The organism is Paenibacillus sp. CCS19 (assembly GCF_033239625.1).
Classification (GTDB): Bacteria; Bacillota; Bacilli; order Paenibacillales; family Paenibacillaceae; genus Paenibacillus_T.
The window spans coordinates 103784-128540 of record NZ_BTCK01000014.1 but is presented as its reverse complement, the minus strand read 5'-3'; the positions used below and the strand labels follow the sequence as shown (position 1 = coordinate 128540).

The window sequence follows — 24757 nt, the reverse complement described above, 5'->3', positions numbered from 1 at the left end:
AGCGGTAGAGCATCGCCTTGCCAAGGCGAGGGTCGCGGGTTCGATTCCCGTCTTCCGCTCCATTATGGCGCCATAGCCAAGCGGTAAGGCAAAGCTCTGCAAAAGCTTTACCCCCAGTTCGAATCTGGGTGGCGCCTCCATCTTCTTCAAATAGAATGGTGGTAAATGAATAATGATATGCCGGTGTGGCGGAATGGCAGACGCGCGCGACTCAAAATCGTGAGGGAAACCGTGGAGGTTCGAGTCCTCTCACCGGCACCATTACTTAACAAGTCAAACTCCTACGTGCTTAAAGCGCTTAGGAGTTTTTTGTTTTTATGATGATTACTTATTATGTTCATCAACATCAGCACGAACTTACAAGTTTCCTCGTCATTGTGAAGAGATACAACTACCCTCATTCTTCTCAACATAAATAAAGAGCACCGCATTGATGCGGTGCTCTTTATTTATGTTCATATAGGTTATTTTGTAGCCGCTGGAGTGCTTGCGTCAGTTTCGTTAGTAGCGTCGGTAGCAGCTGCTGCAGTCGTCAGCTTGTTCACGATCGTTGCTTGCGAACGCAGATCAGTAATCAACGTTTGCGACAGCTCGTAAATTTTCTGCGAAGTCAGCGTATCCTTGATATCTGCTTTCTTGTCTTCGAGCGTTGGCGACGAAGCTTCTTTGCGATCCGTTACTTTGATAATGTGGTAACCGTAATCCGATTTAATTGGCTCGCTCACGTCGCCAACTTTGAGGGAGAATGCAGCTTGTTCGAATTCAGGAACCATAGCGCCTTTGCCGAAGAAGTCCAGGTCACCGCCATTAGTTGCCGATCCTGTATCAAGCGATTTCTCTTTTGCGATTGCTGCGAAGTCTCCGCCTTCTTTGAGCTGCTTCTCAATCGCATCCGCTTCTTCCTTCGTCGCAACGAGGATATGAGAAGCGCGTACTTGCTCTTCCGTAGAGAACGATGCTTTGTTCTCATCGTAGTAGGCCTTGATGTCCTCATCCGTGATGTTGATCTTGGAGGCGAGCAGCTTGCGCAGCTGAGCTTGTTGGAGCAGATCCGAGTGGAGATCGTCCACCGTCATTTTGTATTGGTCAAGTGCTTGTTGGAAAGCTTCATCGCTGCCCATGCTTTTCTTAATCACATTCAGCTCAACATCCAGGTCAGCGTCAGATACTGTGATGCCCTGCTTCTGTGCTTCTTGGTTAACGAGCTCGTACGTGATCAGACCTTCGATTGCAGATTCACCGTTGCCGCCTTTAACCAGATTATCGTACAGGTCGCCTTTGCTGATCGCTACGCCATTAACAGAGCCAACCTCTTCGTTCAAGCCAGCACCGCCAGAGAAGGCTTTAATGGAAACAACGATAAGAGCGACGAGAAGAATTGCGCTTGCGATCCAGCCGCCTACGCCTGCGCGTTTTGGTGCGGAGCCTTGGCCAGCTGCTGCTGTTGTTGGCTTGGAATCGATGTTGTCTTCATTTTCCTCTTCGTAGTCGTTATCGGAATCATTGGAGTTCAAGTCAAGGCTTGTCTCATCTGTATTCTTCGTGAAGTAAATATCCTTGCTCGTTTCGTTCTCGTCTTGACCCTCGATCGGATTATCTTTATTCGTTTCAACTTCGTCTTGCTCGTTAAAGCGCTTGTTTTCCTCAGACATGATTAGGTGTTGCTCCTCTCTAATGTTTAAAAATGGTGCCCCATTGTATTACTATACCAGATTAAATAGGTACGAACCTTAATAGCAAATAAAAAAACGATGGAGGAAAAAGTCCGAATGGGTCGAATACATAAAACTACCATTTAAATAGAGAAACGGAGCATAGAGATGGTTTTCGTTCAATCGCTGAAAGTAAAGCTGCTGCTCAGTTTTGTTGCTGTCATCGTACCGCTCGTCCTGTTCATGATCGTAAATACGCTGTACGCGAAGGAAGTCGTACGGGATAAGGTATCAGAGACGTACCGGAATACGCTAGATATATTCGTTAAGCAGACAGATAACAATCTAAGCGCTACAAGTGAATACTTGATGAAGATGGCGATTCTGGACAGTGATGTAGGCTTGTTGAGCTCGTATCCTTATGCTACAGACAATTATGTCTTAACGAAGGTACGAATCTATAACAAACTGATGCGGGACGTAGGTTTCTACGACATGATCGACACGATCTTCTTGTATAGCAACAATGATGTTATTATTGGTACGAAAAATAATAATTATGAGATGATGAAACAGCTGCTAAGAGATCATGTGCCCGATATTGTCGAAAACGATATCAATAATCAGAACCTGGACTTCTGGCAATTGACGAGCGATGATCGTATGCCAAGCAAGAACTTGTTGATGAAGACGATTCATGTAACGGACGATATCTACGTCGGCGCGATCATTCTCGTGAAAGACATTTCCGATATGCTCGGCAAGCAGTGGAGCGAAGGAGCAATCGCGGATAGCGGGCTTTATTTGACTGAGGGGAATCGAATAATGAAGGCGCTTGCAGGCGGCGATGGACCTGTTCAACTCGATGGTATCAATATGGAGAACGGCCCGGCTTATGTCACGATGAAGGGCAGCGAATCCAGCGATCAATATTTGGTCATGTATAGAGGAAGCCAGACATCCAATATCGCCTACTCGATCATGCTGCCAGAGAAATCGATGCTGCAAGGCTTGCCGTTCTTCCAGATGGTCGTATTCTTCCTGCCAATCGGAATTTTCATACTGCTCATGCTGTATCTCATCTTCGTGCAGCGCATTATGTTCAAGCCGCTGGGCGAACTCATTCTCGGCATGAAGAAAATTTCGCTCGGTATGCTGGATGTACGACTTCAAGCGGATAAAACAGTGGAATTCGTATTCCTGGCCAACACATTCAATACGATGGCAGAGCAGATCAAGACGCTTAAGATCGGAATGTATGAGGAGCAGCTGCGCGTGAAGCAAGGGGAGTTGAAACAGCTGCAGGCGCAAATCAATCCACACTTCTATATGAACTCGCTCAATATTATTTATAACTTCGCTGCACTGAAGGATCATGAGTCGGTGAAGAAAATGTCGCTGCACCTAGCGGACTATTTCCGCTTCATTATGAGAGCGAATCGGGATACGATTACGCTGGATGAAGAGCTGCGTCATATCGATAACTATATAACCATTCAAGAGCTGCGCTTCCCGAACAAGCTGGTCGTTACGTACGACATTCCGGAGCCGCTCAAGAACTTCCCGATACCGGCGCTGACCGTACAGCCGTTTGTTGAGAACTCGATTATCCATGGTTTCAAAAATCGCAAGCAGTTGTTTGTTATTCATATTTCGGTTCAACAGGATGTTCAGGATGGCGGTGGTTTCCTTCTTACAATTGCAGATAACGGTGTCGGATTCCCGCCAGACGTACTCGAGCAGCTGCGTGAAGGTAAACCGCTATCCGAGGGTGAATCAAGCCGACTTGGTATTATGAACGTTGCGCATCGTCTAAGTCTGCATTATGGCGAAGGGGCAAGCATTCGATTTGCTAATGCAATAGAAGGAACGGGAACCGTCATTACGATTAAGTTTCCAAGCATGACCGACCGCAAGGCTGCTGCTGGTTAACGTATGATGCGAATGTCTGCAAAGATGAAGAGAGGGAGGAGAGAATAATGGCATACAACCTACTTATTGTAGATGACGAGGATATAGCAATAAAAGGGATCGTGCATGGCATTGAATGGAGTGACATGCCAATCGCTAACATCTATACGGCTTGCGATGCAGAGGAAGCGCAGGAACTATTCGGCCAACATACGATCCACGTGTTGCTTTCCGATATCGATATGCCGAATCAGACTGGCATCGAGCTGCTTAGTTGGGTGAATGTCCATTCACCAGCAACGAAGACGATTCTGCTCACGGGCCACGCTGATTTCAAATATGCGCAGCAGGCGCTGCAGCTTGATGGGTTCGACTACTTATTGAAGCCAGTTGATCATGAGCATTTGAAGAAAACCATATTGCAAGCAGCCGAGAAGGTTCGAATACAAGAGGAGCATGATTCCTTCCACCGGACCTATGAGCACTACTATCAGCAGTGGCAGAAACAGCTACCCGTCATGGCGGAGCGGCTATGGGAAGATATTATCCACTGGCGGCAATCCGTATCGCCTCAACAGCTGGATCCGCAGTTAATGCTGTATGGGATACCGTTGCAATCCGATTCGCTCATTAGCGTTGTACTTATCAGCATCGAGCAGTGGCAGGAGGACTGGTCGGCGCGGGATGAGGAGATTATGACGTACGGCGTGAAGAATGCGGCGGAAGAAATCATTCTCAAGGATGCCAAAGGTCAGGTTGTTCAAGATGCCAGCGGCGCACTGCTCGTGTTGATCTATGAGCCTAATGCCGTATCGAAGGCGGAGCTCGATTCCCGCTGCCGTCAATACATTGAGCAGTGCGGTTCGTATCTGCACTGTCAGCTATCCTGTTATGTTGGAACACCTTCGCCTGTGGCTTCCTTACGGGAAGTCGTCGAGCTGCTTGGTAATCTGGAGCGCAGCAATTTGACCGATACGTGTACGGTCGTCCATGAGCAGGAGAAGGGACAGTTCAAACCTCCGTCAGGACCAGCAGCTTACCCACCGTTAGCAGATTGGGCGGTGCTCCTTGAATGCGGCAAGCGAACAGAGCTGTCTGCTCGAGTGGACGAGTTCTTCAATCAACTCGCGGAAGAGCAGGAAAGCGTCGATTACGCTTTTATCGTCTCCATTTATTTCGGCATTGTCCATACCGTGTTTCAAACATTCCAACGTAAATCGCTATCCGTTGATGCTGCGTTCCCGCATCGGGAATGGGAGGACAGCGGCCATGCACTAAAGTCACTGCAAGGATTGAAGAGCTGGGCGCATTCCGTCTGCTCGCAAGGTGCCGAATATGTTAGGCTGAACGGGAAAGATGTATCGAATATCGTTCGTAAGGTACAACAATATATAGAAGAACATTTGGAGGAGGACATGAGCCGAGAACAGCTGGCGGATTATGTGTTCCTGAATCCGGCTTATCTCTCCCGGCTGTTCCGCAAAGAAACGGGATCATCCATTACCGACTATACGACGGATCGGAGAATGGCGAAGGCGAAGGCGGAGCTGGAGAACAGCAACGTTCGAATCAGCGACATCGCGATCTCGGTCGGCTACAGCAATTTCTCTCATTTCTCCAAGTTATTCAAGAAAGCGACAGGATTAACACCGCAGGAATATCGCCGTTTAATCCACCATGTCGATTAACACAGTTCGCAAGTAAAGATGTCACAGGAACGTTAATGAGGTCACGATGCAGATAGAGCATCGTGGCCTTTTTCATTACAATGAGGAAGAAGAAACACAAGGAAGAAGTAACGAAGAGAATAGGAATGAAGCAGGAGGAAATTGGATGGCACTTAAGCGTAACATGCGCAAATACGGGATGTTCTACCTGATGTTGCTGCCTGGATTTTTGGTTCTTCTAGTTAACAATTACATCCCGATGCTGGGTGTCGTAATCGCATTCAAAGAAATGACCTACCCGCATGCGAACATCATCATGAACTTTATCGACAGTAAATGGGTAGGGTTCGAAAACTTCAAGTACTTGTTCAAAACAAGCGATGCTTGGATCATTACGAGAAACACCTTGCTCTATAACTCACTATTCATTGTACTCAACTTGATAATCCCTGTAGCCTTCGCCATTATGTTGAACGAGCTTCGCAACAAGTATCTTGCGCGGTTCCATCAATCCATCATATTCCTGCCGTACATCTTGTCTTGGGTTGTTGTTTCATACTTGGTATACGGTTTGCTGCATGACAAAAACGGTTTCGTAAATACGACGCTGCTTCCGTTCTTCGGCGTCGATCCCGTTCAATGGTACTTCAAAGTTCATGCATGGCCGTTTATCCTTCCAATCGTGAATACGATCAAAAACGTTGGTTATTACATGGTTCTCTACATGGCGGCTATCATCGGCATCGACGACGAGTATTACGAAGCGGCAACGATCGATGGCGCTGGCAAGTGGCAGCAGATTATGAAGATTACGCTTCCGCTGCTCATGCCAGTAATGATCATTATGACCTTGCTGCAAGTCGGACAGATATTCCGTGCGGACTTCGGACTATTCTACCAAGTACCTAAAGAGTCAGGCGTCTTGTTCCCGGTAACGAACGTAATCGATACGTATGTCTATCGTACCTTCCTTGCTATGGGCGATTCAGGGTTATCGTCGGCAGCAGGTTTGTATCAATCAACTGTATGCTTTATCCTCGTATTCCTAGCAAACTGGTTCGTCAGACGGATCGATAAAGAAAGCGCATTGTTTTAGATTAACGAAGGAGGCAACTCATGGAAGCAACAATGACGACCTCGACAGAAAAGGCACCGTCACGGCCGGTAAACTCCGTTTCGCCGGTCGGCGACTGGACAATAAAAATCATTTTCGGCTTGTATTCTCTAATGTGTCTCTTTCCACTGCTGCTGCTTGTAATGGTATCATTCTCCAACGAGCAGGATGTTGTGCGGGAAGGTTACAAGTTCATACCGATGCAGTTTGACCTTAGTGCCTACAAGTTCGTATTCGAGGACTGGCACAATGTATTGAAAGCATATGGAGTATCGATCTTCGTAACCGTTGTCGGCACGCTGCTAGGTCTAGTCATTATGGCGTTGTACGCTTACCCGATCAGCCGACCGGATTTTCCGCAACGCAAGTTTTTCACCTTCTTCGTATTCTTCACGATGCTGTTCAACGGCGGTCTTGTGCCGTGGTATCTCGTTTATGTAAGGATGCTGCATCTGAAAGATAATATCTGGGCACTGATTCTTCCGCTTCTCGTATCCGCGTTCTTCGTACTCATTATTCGTACATTCTTCTCAACGACGATTCCGGGTGCGGTAATCGAATCAGCGAAGATCGATGGAGCAGGGGAGATGCGAATTTTCTTCAAAATCGTACTGCCGTTGTCGCTCCCGGTACTTGCGTCGACAGCGTTATTCAGTACATTGAACTACTGGAATGATTGGTTCCTCTCTCTCGTGTTCATCACGAAGAATGAAAATATTAGCGTTCAATATTTGATGTACAAAACATTGACGAACATTCAATTCTTGATGAGCCACACCGATGCGATCAGCGTCATTGGCGGCGCAGCGAAATTCCCGAATGAGACGGTCCGGATGGCAATGGCTGTAGTAGGTATCGGCCCGATCATATTCGCATATCCGTTCTTCCAGAAATATTTCGTAAAGGGTTTGACAGTCGGCGCGGTGAAGGGTTAAGTTAACCAAATGCGTCATGAAGGCGGCGGAAGCCGTCGCCTTTCTACTCTTGGCTGTAATCGGTTACAATCCGATATAGCATATATATTAATTACCATTGGGAGGTCAAATGGAAATGGTTAAGGCGAAAAAGAGTGCATTACTGCTTATGGTACTCGCCCTCACGTCGTCAATGGCTTTGGCAGCATGCGGCAGCAAGGACGACGATAAGGAGACGAAAACAGAAACGACTCCAGCTGCGACGACTACAGATGACAGCACGAAAACAGACGACACGAAAGAAGCTGCTCCAGCTTCTGATCTGAAGCCATACAAACTGGTTATGGTGTATCCAGGTACAGCTCAACCAGACGAAGCTAAAGTCGAAGATGAAATTAACAAGTATCTGACGGACAAAATCAACGCGACGATCGACCTGCAGCCAATCGACTGGACTGCATGGGAAGACAAGGTCAACCTGATGATCGCTTCCCGTGATCCAGTAGACATTTTCTTCACGGCGCAATGGACTAAATACGCAGTTAACGTTTCGAAGAACGCATTCCTTGATCTTGCTCCGCTCCTGGACAAATACGGTCAAGACATTAAGACTGAACTTGATCCAGCTTATCTGGAAGGTTCGAAGATCAACGGCAAAAACTATGGCGTTCCTACGAACAAAGAGCTCGCAGCACAAGGCGGTATCGTGTACCGTAAAGACTGGGCGGATGAGCTGGGCATCGATATGAGCGCAGTGAAATCGATCCAAGACCTGGATGCTGTATTCGCGAAAGTTAAAGCTGCTAAACCAGAAGTTACGCCGCTGTACCTGCTCAAAGGCGAAAACTTCGACGCGCACTACTTCGGTAACTTCGATGCACTCGGCGATACGTCCATCCCAGGTATCATCTTGAAGGATTCGACGGAAACGACGGTTAAAGCTAGCTATGATACGCAGCGTTATGTTGACACGCTCAAAATCACGCGTGATTTCTTCAACAAAGGCTACATCAACAGCGACGCAGCAACGACGACGACGATGAATACGGACGCGCTGAAAGCTGGTAACGTATTCGCTATCACTTCGTCCCTGAAACCTGGTAAAGATGCTGAGCTTGCTGCATCCACGGGTCTGGTTGGCAAACTGGCTCAAATCGAGCTCAATGAGAAAACGGTTTCGACTTCGGAAACGTCCGGTTCGATGCTCGCGATCTCGACGACGTCGGGTGATCCAAATCGTGCAATGATGTTCATCAACCTGCTCCACACGGACAAATACCTGAACAACCTGCTCAACTTCGGTATCGAAGGCGACCACTTCAGCCGTGACGGCGAGATCATCACGCCGTCGGACAATGCGAAAAACTACTCGCCAGGCGCTGCTTGGATGTTCGGTAACCAATTCCTGAACTACGTCCTGAACTCCGAAGCTCCTGACAAATGGGATCAATTCAAGAAATTCAACGAAGGTCCTAAAGTTTCCCCAGGCCTCGGCTTCGTATTCGACAGCGAGCCTGTGAAAGCTGAAGTTAGTGCGATCGTTAACATCGACCGTCAATACCAAGTAGCTCTGGAAACGGGTTCGGTTGACGTGGATTCCGTTCTTGCCGAGTACAAGGACAAATTGATCAAAGCTGGCGTTGAGAAAGTTATTGCCGAGAAGCAAAAACAATTCGATGCATTCCTCGCTGCGAAGTAATTTTCGATTGGTTTAAGCAATCACTACGATTTCGGCGTTAACGTAACACGTATTTCCCCCCTCACCCAATTCTTGCGCTCTCCCGTTCGGGAGGGCGCCTTTTTTTTGCTTCTATTGATGCTTATATATAGTAGAGAACCGGGGGTCGGATATGCGCTCCGACTGAGGGTTGGAGACTGCCCCGACCTAGGTCTAGTCGCAAAAACAGCCGTGAGTCCGTTTTGGCAAAGAGCGAAACAACCTAGAATAAAGACATAAGGAACACGCAAGCAAAGAGAAACGAAGGTGGTGGAAAACGATATGAATAACCGGTCGGCAAAAGGTATCGCATTAATCGTTGTAGGTGGACTTATTGCGTTGCCCATTCTAGGAATTACGCTCGGATGGATCATCAAGCTGCTCTTCCCGCTCATCCTGATTGGTCTTGGCGTAGTAGGCTGGCGGAACAACAGCAAGATACTAGGCGGTCTGATGATTGCTTTCGGCGGTCTGATGATCATCGGCAAGTTCCACACATTGATCATGCTGGGAATTGCGATCGCACTGATCGCATTCGGTGTATCGCAATTCAACAAAAGAAGGTAATAGAAGGTACTGAGCTAGCCTAGATAGACAATGGATAGAATAGAAGGAGGCAGGAACCGATGAGCATTATTCGTAGAGTGCGTGACATCACAGCGGCAACATTGAACGAACGATTGGAGAAATCGGAAGATCCGGTTCGACTGATCGATCAGTTCCTCTGGTCAACTCGAGAAGAAATCATTCAATGCGAGAAGCTGTACCAGCAGTATAACGAACATAATCATCACTTGAAATCGCAATGGCTGCAAGCAGATCAACACAAGGAGAAGCGGGAGCAGCAAGCAATGACAGCCCTCAAGGCTGGCGAAGAGCATCTGGCTCGCATCGCTCTTCACGAGAAGCAATCGGCAGAAGAGCGCGCTAATCAATACCGCGAGCTCTACGAGCAATCGAGCAGCAATGTGGCTGAGCTTGAAGATCAACTCCGCGAGCTGCGGAGCGAGTACCAGACGGTGTATGACAAGCGTGAGTATTACGCGGCACGGATGGAATCTCTGAGACTGCAGCAGCGTATGAATGCAAGATACGGCGTGCAAGGACAAGAGCCAGGCTCCATGTTCCGCCGCTTGGAGGATCGCATCAGCGATATGGAGCTGGAAGCAAAGAGCTTGCGTGAAATTCGCAGATTCGGAGCGGAAGTGCTGCACGAAGCCGGCAGCCGCGTGCAATCGGTTGTTGAGCGCGAACTTGAGTTGTTGAAACGCAAGCTTGAAAAAGAAGGGTGGTCGTCCTCGTCATGAGTAAAGTATATCGATCCAGTCGAGATAAGAAACTGTTCGGTTTGTGCGGCGGTTTAGCCGAAGCAATGGGAGTGGATGCAACGCTAATTCGTATTCTGCTCATCGTGCTCGCCGTATTCTCCGGCGGTACCGTTATCCCGATCTACATTCTGGCAGCATTCGTTGTTCCGAAGGCGCCATACTATGGCGGTTTCAACGGCCCAGGCGGCTATGGACACGGTCACAACGGTCCTTACTATGACCATGGTTATGGTCACCAACAGCATCAAGGCTACAATAATGGCTATAATAACCCGCCATACGGCGGATCGAATCCGAACAATGGCCCTTACGGCAATCCATCCGGTAACCGTCAATACGGCGCCGGCAATAATGCAAGCCAATTCGATTCGATGATGGAAGATCTGGAGCGCAAGGCGCTTCGCAAGGAAGTTGAAGAACTGAAAGCCAAACTAGCGAAATATGAGAAGGGAGATTTTTAATATGGGAATCTTTAAACGTATGAAAGACTTGACGAAGGCATCGGTGCATGAGCTGCTTGATAAAGTAGAAGATCCAGTTATTATGCTGAATCAATACCTCCGCGATATGGAGGAAGAAATTCGCCAAGCAGAAGTGACGGTTGCGAAACAGTTGACGAACGAGCGCCGCATGAAGCAGCGTCTGGAAGAAGCAGCACGCACAGCAGCAACGCTGGAGCCGAAAGCCGAAGCAGCACTGCGTGCAGGCTACGAAGATCAAGCTCGCAAGCTGCTCGAAGAGAAAATCGTCCTCGAACAAAAAGTTACGGAATACACAGAGCTTCATGCGCAAGCAAAAGCGCAAGCTGACGATCTCATGCAGCAGCTGCACGGCATGAAGGATGAGTTCTACCAACTTCGCAACAAGCGCAACGAGCTTGCAGCACGCGCTCAGCTGGCGAAAGCGAAGAAACAGCTCTCCCAGCTGTCCGCAACGCAAAACTCGATTACGAGCGGCGGCGCATCCCGCGGCTTCAACCGGATGGAAGAGAAGATCATTCAGATGGAAGCGGAAGCTGACGTGCTCCGTACACCATACTCTGCATACAACAGCGCACCAGTCGTATCGACCATCGATCTGGAGAAACGCGGCAGAGTAGAAGAGCAGCTGGAAGCTCTGAAGAAAAAACTGAACAGCAGCGCAGAGTAATACAGCAGCTGCATGATGGAAATGGGCGGACCGCCATAAGCGGCCGCCCTTCTTGGGCGAGAAGGGTATTAGGCGCGTCACAGATCGTGTCTTTCAATTGATCTGGAATAGGTCTACAATTATGGATAGAACACTCGCGACGCAATTGGCGGGATAAGGAGCACGTGGTTCATGTCTGTCAAAAAGAACGAGCTGCAATCGAAAGCAGCCAAGCGAAAAAGCCAGGTTGCAGAAACGATTATATGGCTGTTGATTGTCATCGGACTGCTGCTAATTGTGCTTCACAGCATCGGATACATAGAAGTGTTCACGCTGCAAAGCCGGGGGGCCATTATAGCGCTCGCCATCATTGCTGCGGCACTGGCTGCTGCGGCGTTAAACAGCTATCTGCAGGGCATACGTCTCAAGGAGGCGCTGCAGCGTCTCGCGGATCGTCAGTATCGCCGTCCACGGGTTACGATTGACCACGAGGAGGATGAGGTCAATGGTGCGGGCAGCGAGGAAAGCGATGAGGTATGGGAAGAGAAGCTGAAGTTCTCGGCTGTTATTGAGGAGCGTCAGCGGCTTGCACGCGAGCTTCATGATGCGGTCAGTCAGCAGCTGTTCGCCATATCGATGACAGCAACCGCCGTCGGTCGGACGATCGAGAAGGATTGGGAGCGGGCGAAACGGCAGGTTGAGCTAATTGAAGAGATGGCGGCTGTCGCGCAATCCGAGATGCGTGCGCTGCTGCTTCATCTACGGCCTGTCCATCTGGACGGCAAAAACTTAGGCGAAGCGCTGCAGTCGCTCGTCCATGAACTCCAGCAGAAGACATCGATGTCGATCACGATGAAGGTAGACGGCGAGATGACGCTCGATACGCAGTCGGAGGATCATCTGTTCCGCATTGCGCAGGAGGCGATCTCGAATACGCTCCGCCACTCCAAGGCGCAGTCGATGTCTATTCATCTGAGCGGCTTCGGCAGGCAGGTCAGACTTACTTTTGTCGACGATGGGGTAGGGTTCGAGGTTGAAGAGCGTAAGCATTCTTCTTATGGCTTGCTGACGATGGAGGAGCGGGTGCTGGAGATGGGCGGATCGCTTGACATCGAGAGCAAGACAGGGGCAGGCACGAAGATCGATATATGGGTTCCAGCGCGAACGGCGGAATAAGGGAGGAGCAAGGGCGATGGATAAGGTCAGTCACAGTAATGAGACGGAGATTGGACATTCGATAAAGGTGCTGCTGGTCGATGATCATGAGATGGTTCGAATCGGCTTGGCAGCCGTTCTAGATACGGAGGATGGCATTGAAGTTGTGGGAGAGGCAAGCAACGGCTATGACGGTATCCGGCTTGCACAAGCTTATTCGCCTGATGTCGTACTCATGGACCTTGTCATGGATGGCATGGACGGCGTTGAGACGACGCGCAAAATATTAGAGCTCTATCCGGACTGCAAAGTCATTGTGCTGACCAGCTATCTGGATGACAGCAAGATGTATCCGGTAATTGAAGCGGGGGCGTTCAGCTACCTGCTCAAAACTTCGCGTGCGGGCGAAATCGCGGATGCGATTCGTGCGGCTGCGCGCGGGCAATCGGTGCTTGAGTCGCAGGTGGCTGCGAAGATGATGAACCGATTCCGGCAGCCTCAGCAATCGGCGGCGAAGCTGCACGAGCAGTTGACCGATCGCGAGATGGAAGTGCTGAAGCTCGTAGCGACAGGCAAGTCGAATCAGGAAATCGCCGACGAGCTGTTCATCGGGATTAAGACGGTTAAGTTCCATGTTACGAATATTTTCTCCAAATTGAATGTAGACGATCGTACGCAGGCTGCTATCTATGCGCATAAGCATGGTTTAGCGGAATAAGCGGTAACGGTCCGTTCTAGTTGTACGCGAAGCGGCGCCGGCAGACGAATATCGTCTTGCCGGCTTTTTTCAATCTCTGATACAATAGTAATAAATGGATATTTAATCGAGTGAAGCAGCGAGTGCTGCTAGCCTTGCCGGTGAATGAGCAGACTGAGTGAGTGAATCATCGTACTGTATGAACGAAGCCGAGTATGCGGGGAATAGCTGTAACCGATGCTGCCCAGCATTCGCGACAGCAGCTGTGGCTCGATAAGCATGCTCGCCGTAGTGCGTTCTATCTGCTTAATGACCTTCTGAACAGCGGCCGCTGGACCATGGATATCGAATAAGTTGGACGAGGCACTCTCGAACGAGCTGGTCAAGACCTGTTTCCAGGATTGACGCAGGCTGGGATATTCGTCGAACAAGCGAAGCGTGGCATCGAATTCGCGATGGAAGGCAGCGGTAAGAGAAGCTTCGACTTGAGGGTTGTGTTTACGCCTGTGCTGCAGCGGGGCGAGTCCCTGTGCGATCGTTCCGTTCAATTCGGACAGCTGACTAATAAGCGCAGTGATCGCTTGAGCAGCTTCTGAAGCAGCTCTGCGTTCGTCCTGCTTGTCCGCTCCCGCATGCAGCAAGGCGTCGTGTTCTTCTTGAAGCTTATAGTCCACGTACGGTCTGCTGCGCGTAACGCGGGCAACAGCGGTTGGAATCGGTTTACGTTGAAGTGGGTCCATTCTCATCTGCATCACCTCCTAATGCTTACGATAACGGATTCACCGTGCGGAAGTTGGCGATTGGTGTCGGCGGGCGCGGAGCGTTAGCTGCGCGCGCCGCTCGTGCAGAATGGAGAGACCGTGACCTGACATCATCCATGCAGGCTGCTGTATTAAAGTGCGTGTTCAAAAGTACGAAAGGGGACTTTTTGAACTTCCTCTTAAAGTAGCAGGAATAGAAAGGCGATCGTTGCCAGATCAATTGCGAATGCCGTACCCCATGGATTGTAATAGCCGTAATCATTGCCATAGCCATACGCTTGGGTCTGAACCTTCGGCTGTTCCTCTTGCGTTTGAGCCGTCTGCTTCTTATTCTTCTTGTTCTGCTTCTTCGGCTGTTCCGCGTTGTCTGGCGTGGAAGTGTAATGATTCAGAACGGCATGCTGACCTGCATTCGGCGAACCCATTGGGCCATTCAATGTCACGCGGCCGCTGCGGCAGTGAGACAGCACGCCAACATGCCGTCTGCCGTCGTGCGTCACGATACATACCGGCAGTCCGCAGAAGCGGGATATATGATCCTCATGTAATGGGAAAATCGGTTCCATACTCGTTATGCACCTCCTAGTTCTACGCCCATCTTATGCAGGTAAGGGCATATATGCATGGTCAATTACCCAGATTGACTAAGCTCTGGCCCGCCCAATTCCTTAAGGGGTTGATCCATTGATGAGCAAGCAGGCAGCTGTGCGGCGAACACGAAAAGGGCTAATGCCCGTTATTATTGCTGCAGCCGTATTAATTGGCGGAGCTGCTGTTGCAACGCAGCAGCAGGGGAAGGGAACGGCTCGAGGTTCCGCTGCACCAGATCTCCAGTATGTATGGTCACTTGCGGATACGATCCCCACAGCGGATTCAGCGGGAGAGGATCGGCATTGGCTGCTTCGATACGACGTGAGTGGAATGCGGAGCGGACAAGCACTTCGAGCTGCGGGCATTCTTGGCCTGCATAAATCGGAAGCCGAAGCCGCGGCCAGCGGAGAAGCCGGGGGAGACATCTATGCAGGAACCATCGATACGTCCGAAGCAGGCTCTGCTGCGATGGAAGCAACGGATGCACACGATGGTATAGCTGTTGAGGTGTCGATGCTGATCCATACCGATGACAGCAGCACCGATTCGGTCATTATCGTTAAGCCGACTACAACCGTAGAAGCGGACAGTCTAGTGTATGCGGCCGATAAGATCGAGCAGGCTGTGCATGAGGCAGGCGGGAAGTATGCGTACAGCTTCCGCGTTAGCGGAACGGCAGCACCGGGCGTTACTGTAGAAGAGGTGAAGTCGCTCAAACAGCTGTTTACCGACGTGATTGCGAAATCAGACGCCGAATTGGTCGAGAACTATGAGGATGCCGAAGGCTTGACGATCAGCGAGTCGAGGTATTCGCCGCATATCGAGCGGTTTATGAAGACAAGCGGCAAGAAGTCCAACCTGCAGTTAACCGCGCATCAAGACAGCGAATCGACAGCAATAGACTGGGTCATTGGAGTACCTGTAATAACCGGCGATTATGCAGAGGCCGACTAATTCAGACAGGTTTACTTTCCGACTTTAATTAGATTGATTACCTTTACTTAGGTGGACAATCAGTTTTTTTTATGGGTTGTTGAATGGCGCAATAAGGATGAATATGCTACACTACAATACATGATAGACGTATAGAATAGAGAAAATTGCTAAGGGAAGAATGAGGAACATGACGACTACTGTAAAATTGGAGCAACAAGCCGCCGAAGGTGCGGTCTTCTATCTGTTCGGCGCAACAGGCGACCTTGCAAAGCGCAAGCTGTTCCCTGCGCTGTTCAGCTTATATAAAGAAGGCAAGCTTGCAGAGAACTTTGCTGTTGTCGGTCTTGCCCGTCGTCCTCGTACGGACGATCAATTCCGCTCGGATGTTTATGAGTCCATCGTTGAGTTCTGCCGCTATAAAGCGGACGATGCAGCGCTCTGGAATCAATTCGCTGAGCACTTCACCTACATGTCACTCGATATTAACAATGTGGACGGATTCCGCGAGCTGAACAAGCGTTCGCTTGAGCTGGACCAGAAATTCAATATTCCAGGCAACCGCCTGTTCTACCTGGCGCTTGCACCAGAACTGTTCGGACCTGTATCTTTCAATCTGCGCGATGGCGGATTGCTGGAGTCGGACGGTTGGAAGCGTCTCGTCATCGAGAAGCCATTCGGTTACGATCTTGAAACGGCTCGCAAGCTGAACGGACAACTGAGCCAAGTGTTCAAGGAAGAAGAAATTTACCGCATCGACCACTACCTCGGCAAAGAGATGGTTCAGAACATCGAAGCGATTCGCTTCGCGAACGCGTTCTTCGAGCCGCTCTGGAACAACAAGCATATTGCGAACATCCAGATCTCGCTTGCTGAGACGGTTGGCGTAGAAGACCGCGGCGGTTACTATGACAAGTCCGGCGCACTTCGCGACATGATGCAGAACCATATGCTCCAGATGCTGACGATTATCGCAATGGAGCCGCCAAGTCGTCTGCAGCCTGAAGATATTCGGGATGAGAAGGTTAAAGTGCTTCGTTCCCTTCGTACTTTCAAGAACGGCGAAGAGGTTCGTGCGAACGTCATTCGCGGTCAATACTCCGAAGGTTCGCTCGGCTCGAAAGCGTTGACGGGCTACCGTCAAGAGGACTCCGTTAATCCGGAATCGGTAACGGAAACGTATTTCGGCGCACGCGTTCACGTGGATAACTTCCGCTGGGCAGGCGTACCGTTCTATATCCGTACAGGCAAGCGCCTGCCGGTGAAGACGACGGAAGTCGTCATCGAATTCAAGAACGTGCCGGAGAACGTCCTGTTCCGTGCGGGCGAACAAGTGAATCCGAACCTGCTCGTTATTCGCGTTAACCCGATGGAAGGCATCTACATTAAATTCAATGCGAAGCGTCCAGGCAATGACAATAACCTTCAGCCGGTTGCGATGGAATTCTGCCAATCGTGCCAGATCGGCATCAATACGCCAGAAGCTTATGAACGCCTCATCTTCGATGCGGCTCGCGGCGAATCGACGCGCTTCACGCGTTGGGACGAAGTATCGCAAGCATGGGCGTTCGTTGATGATATCGCGAAGGCTTGGAAAGAGACGGATTCGGATCTTGCCTTCTATCCAGCAGGCTCTTGGGGACCAGAAGCAATGGATCAAATTCTTGCGCAAGACGGCTTCCACTGGTGGCCGGTGAATGGTCAAGATGAGGATAACGTCATCTGGATCTCGGGCAGCCGTAAGTAAGTTATTATCATCCAATTAGAGTGGTCGTAATACGGCCGGTCGACGAAGCAAGTTTATCGTCGGCCGGCCTTCGGACTGTTTCAGAACAACATCATGTGCTGTCTGCATAAGCGGCTGGCGGCTGAGAGGGCGACGAGACTTGTTCAAAATTTATGATATATCGATGACCGTTCATGAAGGCATGCAGGTGTGGAATAATGAGGGCAGCAAGCAGCCGATTATGACGAATGTGTCCAACTTCGATGATGGCGAAGCATATGAGTCTCAGCTTACGATGAACCTTCATACAGGGACGCATGTCGATGCGCCGCTGCATATGTTGAAGGACGGCGCGACGATCGAATCGATCGGACTGGAAGAACTCGTCGGCCAGGCGCGCGTGTTGGATTTGACGCATGTGACGGACTCCGTCTCGAGAGCGGATCTGGAGCGCTTCGCCATCCAGAAGGGCGAATGGATTCTGCTCAAGACGCGCAACTCCATGAATGAGAGCATGACATTCGATAGTCAGTTCGTTTATGTGAATGAAGATGCAGCACGATATTTGATCGAATGCGGCATTCGCGGCATCGGTGTCGATGGGCTAGGCATTGAGCGCTCTCAGCAGGAATACCCGACGCATCGGCAAATATTCCGCAGCAACATCGTAATCGTAGAAGGTCTGCGATTGAAGCATGTTCATCCCGGCAATTATTTTCTCGTGGTCGCTCCGCTGAAGTTGACGGGCGTAGAAGCGGCACCGGCAAGGGCTATTCTGATCGGCGGGATATAGATAGAAGGCTGGCATCTTGTATCATGGTCTCAATCGTCTCTTGATGCACCGCCTCGTGCATAGCCTATAGAAGAATCGAAAGGAAGTCATTATGAGCGTATCGTTAAAGGATGAAATCAAGCAAGAAGTCGAGAAGCGGCGCACATTCGCCATTATTGCGCACCCGGACGCCGGTAAAACGACGTTGACCGAAAAGCTGCTCCTGTTCGGTGGAGCTATTCGTGAAGCGGGTTCGGTAAAAGCGCGCAAAGCAAGCCGCCATGCGACATCGGACTGGATGGAGATCGAGAAGCAGCGCGGTATCTCCGTTACGTCCTCGGTTATGCAATTTGATTACAACGGGCATCGGGTTAATATATTGGACACGCCTGGTCACCAAGACTTCAGTGAAGACACGTATCGGACATTGACCGCTGCGGACTGCGCCGTGATGCTTATCGACGTTGCGAAGGGCGTCGAGCCGCAGACGATCAAGCTGTTCCAAGTGTGCAGCCAGCGCGGCATTCCGATCTTCACGTTCATCAACAAGCTGGACCGCGAAGGCAAAAACCCATTCGATCTGATGGAAGAGCTGGAGCGCGTGCTTGGCATTCGTTCGGTTCCGATGAACTGGCCGATCGGCATGGGGCGTGACCTATGCGGCGTTTATGATCGGATGAAGAACCAAGTCGAGCTGTTTAACGGCAAAGATCATTCGACGATCGAGGTCCGTAAGGTTGATGATTACAACGATTCCATCATCCGTGAGATGGCTGGCGATTTCTTAACCGATCAATTGATCTCCGATCTTGAACTGCTCGATGTTGCAGGCGATCAGTTTGATCTTGAGAAAGTTAGCCGCGGCGAACTGACGCCTGTCTTCTTCGGCAGCGCGGTCAACAACTTCGGCGTTCAGACATTCTTGGAGAATTTCTTGCAGCTTGCACCGAAGCCAACGCCGCGTAAGAGCGAAGATGGGATCATCGAGCCAACGAGCGAGAAGTTCACGGGTTATGTGTTCAAAATTCAAGCGAACATGAATCCTGCTCACCGCGACCGGATCGCATTCCTGCGTATCTGCTCCGGCCGTTTCGACCGCGGGATGTCCGTTAAGCATGTTCGTGCAGGCAAGGACATTAAGCTGTCCCAGCCGCAGCAATTCCTTGCGCAGGACCGCGACATTGTCGAGTCGGCGTATCCGGGCGATATTATCGGTCTGTTTGACCCAGGTATCTTCCGCATCGGCGATTCGTTGTCGCAAGGCGGCAACGTGGTATTCAATGAGCTTCCAACGTTCTCGCCGGAGATCTTTGCTAAGGTAACGATTAAGAACGCACTGAAGCAAAAGCAATACCAGAAGGGCATCGATCAGCTGACGGAGGAAGGTACGATCCAAGTATTCCGCACGACAAGCTTCGACGATACGATTCTCGGCGTTGTCGGTCAGCTGCAGTTCGAAGTGTTCGAATATCGGATGCGTGCCGAATATGGCGTTGAAGTTCAGCTTCAGCGGATGACGTATCAATTCGCACGCTGGATTATCGATGACAACATCGACCCTTCGAAATTCCGCATCAACTCGGCGCTTGTGAAAGACAAGAAGGACAATTATGTCGTTCTGTTCGAGAATGAGTATGCGATGCGTACGGCAATGGAGAAGAACCCGACGGCGAAGTTCTTGGAGATGGCTCCTTAAGCGAACTGGGCCAATTGTATGCACTTATAAAGTCTGTCATCCAAATGGGATGACAGACTTTTTTTGTTGAAAGTATGCTATAGCAGGTTGACATGAAGACGTTCTCATGACAAAATGTACGCGTGTACATTTTCTGTACGAAGGAGTTCACAAAGTAAATATGTAAAGGGAGATTCGTTGTGAGACAACAAGTGGCGAAGCTGGCCGGTGTGTCGGAGGCGACGGTGTCCCGTGTTCTTAACGGCGTAGGACCGGTCAAGGAAGCGACGAAGCAGCGTGTGCTCGCGGCTGCGGCAGAGCTCGGGTATGTACCGAATGCGCTTGCGCAGCAGTTCGCGCGGAAGAAGAGCGGCAACCTCGGCGTCGTGCTGCCTCATATGGCGAAGGTATCGTTGTTCTCGACTTATTATTTCTCGGAGATGCTCAGCGGGATCGGCTCGGAGGTACAAGCTGCCGGCAATGATCTGCTGCTGCTGTTCCGGGAAGCGGATCAGCCGCGCAATTATGCGGCGCTGTTCCAGTCGCAGAAGATTGATGCGCTTATCGTCTTGGGGGCGACAGATATGCCGCAGGATCGCAGTGCATTAGAGGAATTGGCGAAGGACGGTTATCCTTTCTGCGTATTGAATCAACGGTATAGCCAACGTGGCGGGGATTCGTCCTTCTTAACCGTTGATGCGGACCATTGGTCTGGAAGTCAGGATGCAGTCCGGCATCTGATCGACATCGGCTGCAGCCGAATTGCTTTCATTAACGGTCCCGAGCAATACTCGAACAGCATTGACCGCCGTGAAGGCTATCTGAGCGTGCTGGCGGCGTCTGGTCTTCCGATTGAGCAGCAGCTGATGCTCACAGGCAACTACAGCCGCAAGAGCGGCTATGAGCTGGCGGACCAGCTCGCAGAGCTGATCGCATCGGGGCGGGCGGATTCGATATTCGCAGCGAATGACCGGATGGCGATCGGAGCGATGCAGGGGCTGCGCGAGCATGGGCTGGAAGCTGGCCGGGACTACGCTTTATGCGGCTACGACGACGCGGATGCGGCTCGGATGGCGAGTCCGCAGCTGACGAGCGTGGCGGTTCCTTTTCAAGAGATGGGAAGGAAGGCTGCTTCTCTATTGTTGGGTAGTGGTATCGAAGGTGCAGATGCATCGCGTTCCGCCGTGCTGCCTGTTGAGCTCATCATAAGGGAGTCCACAGGCGTGCAGCAGCATAGGAGCAAACAACGGTGATAGAAGTGAAGCGCTCAACTAGGATGTGAACAGCGTATTGGGCTGCGGCCACAATTATTCGAATAGGGGCGATAGCAATGGCATTGGATCAAGTGCGGGTAGGTATGGTTGGCTATAAATTTATGGGTAAAGCACACAGTAATGCTTATCGAGCGGCGCCGATGTTCTTCCCTAACATTACGAAACCGGTTATGAAGGCCATCTGCGGACGTGATCCGCAAGGCGTCGAGCAGGCAAGAAGCCAATTCGGCTGGGAGTCGGTTGAGACGGATTGGCGCGAGCTCGTGAAGCGTGACGATATCGATATCGTGGACATTAACGCACCTAGCGATGCACATAAAGAAATCGCGCTTGCAGCAGCCGCAGCAGGGAAGCATCTCTTCTGCGAGAAGCCGCTTGCGCTGACGCTGGCAGATTCGCGCGAGATGCTGGAAGCAGCGGAGAAGGCGGGCGTGAAGCATATGGTCGGCTTCAACTACCGTTTCGCGCCGGCTGTTCAGCTCGCGAAGAAGCTTATCGAAGAAGGCCGTCTGGGCCAGATCTATCACTTCCGCGCATGGTTCTTGCAGGATTGGATCATTGATCCGTCATTCCCGCTCGTATGGCGCTTGCAGAAGGAGATTGCAGGCTCCGGCTCGCATGGCGACCTTGGCGCTCACTTGATTGACATGGCGCGCTTCTTGGTGGGCGAGTTCAGCGAAGTGATCGGCATGAGCGAGACGTTCGTCAAGCAGCGTCCGATGCCGTCCGCGATGACGGGACTTAGCGCGAAGGGCGATGCGGATGCTCCGCTCGGCGACGTTACGGTCGACGATGCGACGCTGTTCATGACGCGCTTCGAGAACGGTGCGCTGGGCAGCTTCGAGGCGACGCGCTTCGCAGCGGGTCATCGCTGCACGAACTCGTTCGAGATCAACGGCAGCAAGGGCAGCGTGAAGTTCGACTTCGAGCGTCTGAACGAGCTGCAGGTTTATTTTACAGACGATGCGCCTGATGTACAGGGCTTCCGTCGCGTGCTTGCAACGGATGCAGCGCACGCTTATATGGACGCTTGGTGGCCGGCAGGACATACGATCGGCTATGAGCATACGTTCACGCATGAGGTTGTGGAGCTGATGCAGGCACTGTCGGAAGACCGTCAGCCGGTGCCGAACTTCGTAGACGGCGTCAAATGCCAAGAGGTGCTGGAAGCGGTCGAGCGTTCGATCGAGCAGCGCCGTTGGGTATCAATCGAAGAGATGTAAAGCAGAGTGACTTTGAACTCCGTTCAAAGATCCTGATGTGAGGAGATAGACAACCAATGAGAAAAGCACTGATCGTATGGGGCGGCTGGGATGGACATCAGCCGAAGGAAGTTGGAGAGATTTTCGCTGATATTCTGCGCAAGGAATCGTTCGAGGTTATCGTCTCGGATACGCTGGACAGCTACGCAGACGAGGAGCTTATGAAATCGCTCGACCTGATCGTTCCGGTATGGACGATGGGCAAGATTGAACAAAACCAACTGAAGCCGCTGCTTGAAGCGGTTGAGAATGGCTGCGGCATTGCCGGCTGCCATGGCGGCATGGGCGACTCGTTCCGCAACGAGGTGGAGTATCAATACATGGTCGGCGGTCAATGGGTGGCGCATCCCGGCAACGACGGCGTGAACTATACGGTGGAGATGTCGATTCCAGGCGATCCGCTGACGGAAGGCATCGGCGACTTCGACGTATGCTCCGAGAAGTACTATATGCATGTAGACCCAGCGGTCAAAGTACACGCAACGACGAGCTTCGGCGAAGTGAAGATGCCGGTCGTGTGGACGAAGAAGTGGGGACAAGGCAACGTGTATTACAACTCGCTTGGTCACCAAGCGAACATCGTAGAGATGCCGCAGACGATGGAACTGATGCGCCGCGGCTTCCTGTGGGCAGCACGTCCAGAACAAGGCTAAAGCCAGGGATCGTACGAGGTGTACGAGGAGAGAGGAGAGCTTTCGAATGACACGAGCACGGATAGGCATTATCGGTTGCGGCAATATTAGCGATATCTATCTTAAAAATTTAACGGCTTCCGACAAGGTTGAGGTCATCGCCGTTGCGGATGCAGACTTGTCCCGCGCTCGAATGCGGGCGGAACAATACAGCCTGCCGCATGCATACTCCGTCGAGGAGCTGCTGGCCGATCCGAACGTCGATATCGTCGTCAACCTGACGATTCCGAAGGCGCATGCGGAGATTAGTCTTCGCGCACTGGAAGCGGGCAAGCATGTATACGGCGAGAAGCCGCTTGCCGTAACGCTTGAAGAAGGCGCTCGCGTGCTCGAGGTTGCGAAGGCCAAAGGACTGCGGGTCGCATGCGCGCCAGAGACGTTCCTGGGCGGCGGCATTCAGTCCTGTCGCAAGCTGATCGATGATGGTGCAATTGGCACACCAGTCGCAGCTACGGGATTCATGATGGGCGGCGGACATGAGAGCTGGCATCCGGATCCGGGCTTCTATTATGAGGTAGGCGGCGGTCCGATGTACGATATGGGACCTTACTACCTGACCGCATTCGTCACCCTTCTGGGGCCAATCCGCCGTGTTACGGGCTCCGCTGTCATCACGCATGAAGAACGCACGATCAAGAGCGAGCCGAAGCGAGGACAGAAGATTCGCGTAGAGACGCCAACGCATATTGCCGGTGTTATCGACTTCGCTTCCGGCGCAGTGGGCACACTGATCACGAGCTTCGATATTCCAGCTGGAGCAGGCCTGCCGCCGATCGAAATCTATGGTACGGCAGGAACGCTGCGCGTACCGGATCCGAACAACTTCGGCGGAGAGATACAGCTGCGCAGAGCAGGCTCAAGAGAGTGGGAGACGATGCCGCTGACGCATGAACTGACGAATAACAATCGTGGTATTGGCGTCATTGACATGGCTGAGGCGATTGCAGAAGGTCGGCCGCACCGCGCAAACGGTGAAATGGCTTACCATGTGCTTGAAGCGATGCACGGCTTCCATATCGCTTCGCAGCAGGATCGTCATTACCAAATGGCAAGCTCTTGCGAACAGCCGGCCGCTATGAAGGAACAGGCATAGTTCGCTTCGCTGCTGAGTTGATAGCTTAGCGTCTGCTGCTCGATCTTGGTCTGTTTGTTTTGCGTATCTCGAAATCTTGCGTTTTATCTTCGGTGGTATCGGGCTGTGATGCTTTTTCTTTACGTGCTTTGAGCAGTGCGTATAAGGCAAGTGCATCCGCAGCGATAACAAGAACAGCAGCCCAGATTGCGATGTCTTCTGAGGACGGCTCAGTATCAACAACGTTAGTGTCTTCTACAAGTGCCATTGGAATTACCCCTTCTCGTTGCTCAAATACCGGATGATAGTAGCCTATGCGCGGAGATCCCGTTTCGCATGGGCGGTTGATGACTTTGCGTCATTACCGCATCCGGATGAGCTCGTTGAAGGGGTAATTGTTCGTTCTAATCCTTGTTAGGAATGTCCGAGGCCGGAATCAGTTGAATCGCTTGCATGCAGGTGGCGGTGCAGATTGTCGACCATGCTGGATTGCTCGGTTGCCGAGCTGTCCTGCCAGATCATTTCAAACAAAACCCCTAGTCCAGGCAGCGCCCGCTCATCCGAACCTATAGAATCTTGAATAATGTCGCTAAGTTCCTCGTTCGATTTATCCTTCACTCGCATAACGATCGCCTGTCGCAAATCGATTGTATTCAAGCCGCATACCTCCCATTGACGTTAGACGCGTATTCATTATGTCCGATGCACACACAATA

The 24757-nt window shown here is 51.1% G+C and carries 24 protein-coding genes and 2 tRNA genes; 21 read left to right on the top strand and 5 right to left on the bottom strand.

Annotation, left to right across the window (positions count from 1 at the left end):
* The first annotated feature begins 66 nt into the window (after positions 1-66).
* Positions 67-140 (top strand) — tRNA-Cys (locus SBI19_RS12355).
* 39 nt (positions 141-179) lie between these two features.
* Positions 180-261, top strand: a tRNA-Leu gene (locus tag SBI19_RS12350).
* A 203-nt stretch (positions 262-464) separates the two neighbouring features.
* On the opposite strand, the gene SBI19_RS12345 is transcribed toward SBI19_RS12350, so the two are convergent.
* Positions 465-1652 carry a peptidylprolyl isomerase gene (locus SBI19_RS12345; RefSeq protein ID WP_317968483.1) on the bottom strand — a complete coding sequence of 396 codons (1188 nt, stop codon included), beginning with the start codon at positions 1650-1652 and terminating at the stop codon, positions 465-467.
* 168 nt (positions 1653-1820) lie between these two features.
* Here SBI19_RS12345 and SBI19_RS12340 point away from each other — a divergent pair, with 168 nt between their 5' ends.
* The 11 genes from SBI19_RS12340 (at position 1821) to SBI19_RS12290 (ending at position 13304) form a co-directional block, all read left to right on the top strand.
* Entirely contained in the window at positions 1821-3584 is a 1764-nt protein-coding gene (locus SBI19_RS12340; protein ID WP_317968481.1) for a sensor histidine kinase, read from the top strand.
* A 47-nt stretch (positions 3585-3631) separates the two neighbouring features.
* Positions 3632-5251 carry a response regulator transcription factor gene (locus SBI19_RS12335; protein ID WP_317968479.1) on the top strand — a complete coding sequence of 540 codons (1620 nt, stop codon included), beginning with the start codon at positions 3632-3634 and terminating at the stop codon, positions 5249-5251.
* 145 nt (positions 5252-5396) lie between these two features.
* Complete coding sequence (locus tag SBI19_RS12330) at positions 5397-6326, top strand: ABC transporter permease (RefSeq protein ID WP_317968477.1); 930 nt, start codon at positions 5397-5399, stop codon at positions 6324-6326.
* Between the two features lie 20 nt (positions 6327-6346).
* Positions 6347-7279, top strand: coding sequence for a carbohydrate ABC transporter permease (locus SBI19_RS12325; RefSeq protein ID WP_317968475.1), 933 nt, complete (start codon positions 6347-6349; stop codon positions 7277-7279).
* 115 nt (positions 7280-7394) lie between these two features.
* Positions 7395-8957, top strand: a complete 1563-nt coding sequence (locus SBI19_RS12320; RefSeq protein WP_317968473.1) for an ABC transporter substrate-binding protein — start codon at positions 7395-7397, stop codon at positions 8955-8957.
* Positions 8958-9257: 300 nt separating this feature from the next.
* Positions 9258-9542: a LiaF transmembrane domain-containing protein gene (locus tag SBI19_RS12315; protein WP_317968471.1), complete on the top strand. Its 285-nt coding sequence runs from the start codon at positions 9258-9260 to the stop codon at positions 9540-9542.
* Positions 9543-9601: 59 nt separating this feature from the next.
* On the top strand, positions 9602-10282 hold the full coding sequence (locus tag SBI19_RS12310; protein ID WP_317968469.1) for a PspA/IM30 family protein: 681 nt from the start codon (positions 9602-9604) through the stop codon (positions 10280-10282).
* Positions 10279-10764, top strand: coding sequence for a PspC domain-containing protein (locus SBI19_RS12305; protein WP_317968467.1), 486 nt, complete (start codon positions 10279-10281; stop codon positions 10762-10764). The genes SBI19_RS12310 and SBI19_RS12305 overlap by 4 nt, the downstream gene beginning before the upstream one ends.
* A 1-nt stretch (position 10765) precedes the next feature.
* Entirely contained in the window at positions 10766-11452 is a 687-nt protein-coding gene (locus SBI19_RS12300; protein WP_317968465.1) for a PspA/IM30 family protein, read from the top strand.
* A gap of 171 nt (positions 11453-11623) precedes the next feature.
* Entirely contained in the window at positions 11624-12607 is a 984-nt protein-coding gene (locus SBI19_RS12295) for a sensor histidine kinase (RefSeq protein WP_317968463.1), read from the top strand.
* Between the two features lie 16 nt (positions 12608-12623).
* The gene (locus SBI19_RS12290) at positions 12624-13304 is read left to right on the top strand and encodes a response regulator transcription factor (RefSeq protein WP_317968461.1); all 681 of its coding nucleotides are present in this window, start codon (positions 12624-12626) and stop codon (positions 13302-13304) included.
* 128 nt (positions 13305-13432) lie between these two features.
* Here SBI19_RS12290 and SBI19_RS12285 read toward each other — a convergent pair whose 3' ends face one another.
* On the bottom strand, positions 13433-14029 hold the full coding sequence (locus SBI19_RS12285; RefSeq protein WP_317968459.1) for a hypothetical protein: 597 nt from the start codon (positions 14027-14029) through the stop codon (positions 13433-13435).
* 194 nt (positions 14030-14223) lie between these two features.
* Positions 14224-14610, bottom strand: a complete 387-nt coding sequence (locus SBI19_RS12280; RefSeq protein ID WP_317968457.1) for a hypothetical protein — start codon at positions 14608-14610, stop codon at positions 14224-14226.
* 121 nt (positions 14611-14731) lie between these two features.
* Between SBI19_RS12280 and SBI19_RS12275 the strand changes: the two genes are divergently transcribed.
* The 8 genes from SBI19_RS12275 (at position 14732) to SBI19_RS12240 (ending at position 24062) form a co-directional block, all read left to right on the top strand.
* Positions 14732-15589 carry a YwmB family TATA-box binding protein gene (locus SBI19_RS12275; RefSeq protein WP_317968455.1) on the top strand — a complete coding sequence of 286 codons (858 nt, stop codon included), beginning with the start codon at positions 14732-14734 and terminating at the stop codon, positions 15587-15589.
* A gap of 169 nt (positions 15590-15758) precedes the next feature.
* A complete protein-coding gene (gene zwf / locus SBI19_RS12270) occupies positions 15759-17315 on the top strand; it encodes a glucose-6-phosphate dehydrogenase (protein WP_317968453.1) in 1557 nt (518 codons plus the stop codon).
* A 139-nt stretch (positions 17316-17454) separates the two neighbouring features.
* The gene (locus SBI19_RS12265; RefSeq protein ID WP_317968451.1) at positions 17455-18087 is read left to right on the top strand and encodes a cyclase family protein; all 633 of its coding nucleotides are present in this window, start codon (positions 17455-17457) and stop codon (positions 18085-18087) included.
* Positions 18088-18178: 91 nt separating this feature from the next.
* Positions 18179-19762, top strand: coding sequence for a peptide chain release factor 3 (locus SBI19_RS12260; protein ID WP_317968449.1), 1584 nt, complete (start codon positions 18179-18181; stop codon positions 19760-19762).
* Positions 19763-19941: 179 nt separating this feature from the next.
* A complete protein-coding gene (locus tag SBI19_RS12255; protein ID WP_317968447.1) occupies positions 19942-20994 on the top strand; it encodes a LacI family DNA-binding transcriptional regulator in 1053 nt (350 codons plus the stop codon).
* Between the two features lie 83 nt (positions 20995-21077).
* Positions 21078-22238, top strand: coding sequence for a Gfo/Idh/MocA family protein (locus SBI19_RS12250; protein ID WP_317968501.1), 1161 nt, complete (start codon positions 21078-21080; stop codon positions 22236-22238).
* A gap of 56 nt (positions 22239-22294) precedes the next feature.
* Positions 22295-22930: a ThuA domain-containing protein gene (locus tag SBI19_RS12245; protein ID WP_317968445.1), complete on the top strand. Its 636-nt coding sequence runs from the start codon at positions 22295-22297 to the stop codon at positions 22928-22930.
* A gap of 46 nt (positions 22931-22976) precedes the next feature.
* Positions 22977-24062: a Gfo/Idh/MocA family protein gene (locus SBI19_RS12240; protein WP_317968443.1), complete on the top strand. Its 1086-nt coding sequence runs from the start codon at positions 22977-22979 to the stop codon at positions 24060-24062.
* A gap of 25 nt (positions 24063-24087) precedes the next feature.
* On the opposite strand, the gene SBI19_RS12235 is transcribed toward SBI19_RS12240, so the two are convergent.
* Complete coding sequence (locus SBI19_RS12235) at positions 24088-24309, bottom strand: hypothetical protein (protein WP_317968441.1); 222 nt, start codon at positions 24307-24309, stop codon at positions 24088-24090.
* Between the two features lie 146 nt (positions 24310-24455).
* Positions 24456-24698, bottom strand: coding sequence for a small acid-soluble spore protein SspI (gene sspI, locus SBI19_RS12230; RefSeq protein WP_317968439.1), 243 nt, complete (start codon positions 24696-24698; stop codon positions 24456-24458).
* Between the last annotated feature and the right edge of the window lie 59 nt (positions 24699-24757).

What these genes read in the sequence shown, in the direction of transcription:
- SBI19_RS12320 (WP_317968473.1), top strand. Translation starts at nt 7,395, where the DNA reads ATGGTTAAGGCGAAAAAGAGTGCATTACTGCTTATGGTACTCGCCCTC.
- SBI19_RS12290 (WP_317968461.1), top strand. Translation starts at nt 12,624, where the DNA reads ATGGATAAGGTCAGTCACAGTAATGAGACGGAGATTGGACATTCGATA.
- SBI19_RS12235 (WP_317968441.1), bottom strand. Translation starts at nt 24,309, where the DNA reads ATGGCACTTGTAGAAGACACTAACGTTGTTGATACTGAGCCGTCCTCA.
- SBI19_RS12310 (WP_317968469.1), top strand. Translation starts at nt 9,602, where the DNA reads ATGAGCATTATTCGTAGAGTGCGTGACATCACAGCGGCAACATTGAAC.
- SBI19_RS12260 (WP_317968449.1), top strand. Translation starts at nt 18,179, where the DNA reads ATGAGCGTATCGTTAAAGGATGAAATCAAGCAAGAAGTCGAGAAGCGG.
- SBI19_RS12335 (WP_317968479.1), top strand. Translation starts at nt 3,632, where the DNA reads ATGGCATACAACCTACTTATTGTAGATGACGAGGATATAGCAATAAAA.
- SBI19_RS12325 (WP_317968475.1), top strand. Translation starts at nt 6,347, where the DNA reads ATGGAAGCAACAATGACGACCTCGACAGAAAAGGCACCGTCACGGCCG.
- SBI19_RS12340 (WP_317968481.1), top strand. Translation starts at nt 1,821, where the DNA reads ATGGTTTTCGTTCAATCGCTGAAAGTAAAGCTGCTGCTCAGTTTTGTT.
- zwf (WP_317968453.1), top strand. Translation starts at nt 15,759, where the DNA reads ATGACGACTACTGTAAAATTGGAGCAACAAGCCGCCGAAGGTGCGGTC.
- SBI19_RS12300 (WP_317968465.1), top strand. Translation starts at nt 10,766, where the DNA reads ATGGGAATCTTTAAACGTATGAAAGACTTGACGAAGGCATCGGTGCAT.
- SBI19_RS12305 (WP_317968467.1), top strand. Translation starts at nt 10,279, where the DNA reads ATGAGTAAAGTATATCGATCCAGTCGAGATAAGAAACTGTTCGGTTTG.
- SBI19_RS12345 (WP_317968483.1), bottom strand. Translation starts at nt 1,652, where the DNA reads ATGTCTGAGGAAAACAAGCGCTTTAACGAGCAAGACGAAGTTGAAACG.
- SBI19_RS12275 (WP_317968455.1), top strand. Translation starts at nt 14,732, where the DNA reads ATGAGCAAGCAGGCAGCTGTGCGGCGAACACGAAAAGGGCTAATGCCC.
- SBI19_RS12285 (WP_317968459.1), bottom strand. Translation starts at nt 14,029, where the DNA reads ATGAGAATGGACCCACTTCAACGTAAACCGATTCCAACCGCTGTTGCC.
- SBI19_RS12245 (WP_317968445.1), top strand. Translation starts at nt 22,295, where the DNA reads ATGAGAAAAGCACTGATCGTATGGGGCGGCTGGGATGGACATCAGCCG.
- SBI19_RS12315 (WP_317968471.1), top strand. Translation starts at nt 9,258, where the DNA reads ATGAATAACCGGTCGGCAAAAGGTATCGCATTAATCGTTGTAGGTGGA.
- SBI19_RS12295 (WP_317968463.1), top strand. Translation starts at nt 11,624, where the DNA reads ATGTCTGTCAAAAAGAACGAGCTGCAATCGAAAGCAGCCAAGCGAAAA.
- SBI19_RS12280 (WP_317968457.1), bottom strand. Translation starts at nt 14,610, where the DNA reads ATGGAACCGATTTTCCCATTACATGAGGATCATATATCCCGCTTCTGC.
- SBI19_RS12240 (WP_317968443.1), top strand. Translation starts at nt 22,977, where the DNA reads ATGACACGAGCACGGATAGGCATTATCGGTTGCGGCAATATTAGCGAT.
- SBI19_RS12330 (WP_317968477.1), top strand. Translation starts at nt 5,397, where the DNA reads ATGGCACTTAAGCGTAACATGCGCAAATACGGGATGTTCTACCTGATG.